At 60.4% G+C, this 3091-nt stretch carries 5 protein-coding genes; 4 read left to right on the forward strand and 1 reads right to left on the reverse strand.

Features of this window, described 5'->3' with window-relative positions:
- Positions 1 to 184: 184 nt before the first annotated feature.
- The gene (locus tag ACP5VX_RS06745) at positions 185 to 715 is read right to left on the reverse strand and encodes a hypothetical protein (protein WP_428725117.1); all 531 of its coding nucleotides are present in this window, start codon (positions 713 to 715) and stop codon (positions 185 to 187) included.
- A gap of 75 nt (positions 716 to 790) precedes the next feature.
- Between ACP5VX_RS06745 and ACP5VX_RS06750 the strand changes: the two genes are divergently transcribed.
- The 4 genes from ACP5VX_RS06750 to ACP5VX_RS06765 form a co-directional block, all read left to right on the forward strand.
- Positions 791 to 1954 (forward strand): iron-containing alcohol dehydrogenase, encoded by a 1164-nt coding sequence (locus tag ACP5VX_RS06750; RefSeq protein ID WP_428725118.1) that lies wholly within the window; start codon positions 791 to 793, stop codon positions 1952 to 1954.
- A gap of 63 nt (positions 1955 to 2017) precedes the next feature.
- A complete protein-coding gene (locus ACP5VX_RS06755; protein WP_428725119.1) occupies positions 2018 to 2392 on the forward strand; it encodes a class II SORL domain-containing protein in 375 nt (124 codons plus the stop codon).
- A gap of 4 nt (positions 2393 to 2396) precedes the next feature.
- Positions 2397 to 2726, forward strand: a complete 330-nt coding sequence (locus tag ACP5VX_RS06760; protein ID WP_428725120.1) for a hypothetical protein — start codon at positions 2397 to 2399, stop codon at positions 2724 to 2726.
- Positions 2711 to 3091 (forward strand): Lrp/AsnC family transcriptional regulator (locus ACP5VX_RS06765; RefSeq protein ID WP_428725121.1); only part of this gene is annotated, 381 nt, incomplete at its 3' end. The genes ACP5VX_RS06760 and ACP5VX_RS06765, both read left to right, overlap by 16 nt.

A 3091-nucleotide genomic window follows, 5' to 3' on the forward strand; every position in this document is an offset into this window, starting at 1 on the left:
CTATTGAGGCCAAGCAGCCTAGACGAGTGGGCCGCGGCCCCTCCTGACAGGCCCAACGGGCGTGCCTGGGCAGGCACCCAGTGGGCGGGGGTGCCGTAAGGCTACCCGTCAGCGTCCAGGCGGCCGCGAAGGCATAGCGCGGTTCGGACCGAGAGCAGGGGCGACTTCGGGTGCGGGGCGAGGTCTACCCGGCCTTTTTGAGGTAGTCCTCGACGATCTTAGCCAGCTCGTCCATTCTCTTCACGCCCTCCACCTTCACGCTCCTCGCGATCCTGCCGCCGTTCTCGACCGTCATTATCACTGTCGTGGGAGAGGCGTGGACGTCGAACTTCTCGAACGCCTTCGAGGCCGCCTTGCTCCCGCAGTCCTTGCTGAACCAGTTGCACAGGACTACGAGGTAGCTGAAGGGGTAGGCGTCACCCAGCAGCTTGACGAACGGGTACCAGTACATGTCGTAGACCCTACACGCGGGGCACTTCGCGTTGTCGAAGTAAACCACGTAGTTGCCCGGCTCCAGCTTCTGGGTGAAGTCCTCGTCGTCGACGGATATCAGCACCCACTTCGAGTTCTCCCTCGAGTACCTGTACACGCCGTGAGGCGAGTCCACGTCGACCTGGTCGAGCGAGAGCCCGACCTCGCCCCTCGGAGGAGCGCTCTTCTCCTCCGCCCTCAGCAACTTCTTCAGTATGGCGATAAGCAGGTCGCGGTCCTCCAACGCTAAGCACCCCTGTATTAGAGGCCAAGTAATATTATTGGTGTCTATAAATTAAACAGCTTCAAGGCGAGCTCTATGACCCCCACGTTTAGAGTCTACAACGGCGGCGTGAACCTGGTGTTCGGCGTCAACGGCCTCGCGGAGTTAAAGAACGTGTTGTCGTCGATGCGAAGGCCCGTTATCGTGACCGGGAGGCGGTCGGCAGTCGAGAGCGGCGCGCTAGCAGAGGTCACCAGGGTACTCGAGGAGAGCGGTGTCAGCTACGTGGTGTACGACAGGGCGACCCCCAACCCGACGCTCCAGCAGGCAGAGGAGTTGGCCGAGTACTACAGGAGCGAGGGCGGCGTGGAGTTCATCGCTATAGGCGGCGGTAGCGTGATAGACCTGGCCAAGTCTGCCAGGGTCCTCGTCGCCGGGGGCGGGAGTGTCCGCGAGTACTTCTACGGGCTGAGGCAAGCGCCCAGGGAGAAGCCGCTACTGTTCGTCGTGAACACCACGCACGGGACGGGTAGCGAGGTGGACAGGTTCGCCGTCCTCACCGACGAGGGCGAGCTGGAGAAGAGGGGCTTCCCGGCGGGCTACCCCGACTACGGCGTAGACGACCCGAGGTACACCCTCACGCTGCCCGTCAACCAGTCGGTCTACACCAGTATAGACGCCCTATCCCACGCGATCGAGGCGGCGACGTCCAGGGCGTCCAGCCCCTACACGGAGTTGCTGTCCGTCGAGGCGTCTAGGAAAGTCTTCGAGTACCTGCCCAGGGTAGTGGGCAACCCGAGGGACTTGGAGGCGAGGTACTGGCTACTCTACGCATCGATGCTCGGCGGGATCGCCATAGACCACTCGCTAACGCACCTGGGGCACGGCCTAGAGCACGTGCTCAGCGCCTACAACCCCAAACTACCCCACGGGGCTGGCCTCGCGCTCGTCCACGCGAAGCTGATAGAGTACATCTACAAGGCGAGGCCCGAGACTACTTGGCGGATCCTCTCCGCTGTAGACCCCGGCCTGAGGCCGAGAAGCGAGGACGCTAAAAGGGCCGCGTCCGCTTTCAGGGGGTTCCTCGAGAGGGTGGGGTTCAGCGAAGGGCTCGGCGACTACGGGTTCACGCCCGGGGAGGTGGAGCGGCTGTTCAAGAGCGTTGTTTCGAGGAAGAGCATGAGGAGGTACGTGGAGCTGGCCCCCTTCGAGGTGACGGAGGCCCTCCTGTCCGAGGTCGCGGCGGGCCTGCCCTATTAGCAAAGTTAACTTTATTAACTTTATTTTTAATTAAACAGTTAGGAATCCGAAAGGGTGAGTTAGATGAGTGAGCTGGGCAACCTCATATACACTCCTCAGAGGGCTAGCGGCGAGGCGATAGCCAAGGTAGAGTCCCACACACCTAGGATCCACGCCCCCGACAAGGTGAGCAAGAACACCCCGTTCAAGGTCAGGGTCGAGGTGGGGCCGCACCCGAACACCGTCGAGCACAGTATCAGGTGGGTCGAGCTCTACTTCAAGGAGGAGGGCAGGGCCTTCAACCCCGTGTTCTTGGGGAGGTACGTCTTCGAGCCGGTCTACCACGAGCCCGTGGTCGAGGTAACCATCAAGCTAGCCAAGAGCGGGAGGCTCATAGCCGAGGCGTACTGCAACCTCCACGGCGTCTGGGAGTCCTCCAAGGACATAGTCGTCGAGTAAAGAGGTGTCGTTCTTGGACGAGGACAAAAAGTACTTTTTCGTGCTCAAGTCCATCGAGCTCTACAACAGGTTCCGGGCCCCCGAGGCAGAGGCTAGGCTCGTAGAAGTGAGGGACGACGGTACCGTGGTCGTCGAGTTCCAGGGGTCCTTCTGCCACACCTGCGGTATCAGGGACTGGGTCGAAGACCTCGCCTACGTGATGAAGAGCCTGGGCGGGGACGCCGAGTTAGAGGAGTACATAGAGCCGGAGGGCGAAGAGGACTATAAGAGGGTCGGTGTTTTCAGGGTAAGTAAAGTGCCGGACAGGTTCGATGAGGAATGGTCGACGAAGTAGACCTGAAGATAATCGACAAGCTGTTGAAGAACGCCCGGTCCACCTACAGCGAGATCGCGAGAGAGGTCGGTCTAAGCGACGTAGCGGTGATGAAGAGGATTCGGAAACTAGAGCAGGAGGGCGTCATAAAGAAGTACACCGCTATAGTAGACCCCTGGAAGCTCGGCTACAGTAAGGTCAGTATAACGGGTGTGAACGTCGAGCCCGACAAGCTGTTCAACGTGATAGAGGAGCTCAAGAAAAGGGACTACGTGAAGCACCTGGTGGTGACCTCCGGCGACCACGACGTGATCGCGCTCATATTCGCGAGGTCGTCCGAGGAGATGATAAGAATACACGACGAGATATCCCGGTTGGACGGGGTC

The sequence above is a fragment of the Thermogladius sp. genome, from assembly GCF_049970955.1.
Taxonomy (GTDB): Archaea; Thermoproteota; Thermoprotei_A; order Sulfolobales; family Desulfurococcaceae; genus Thermogladius.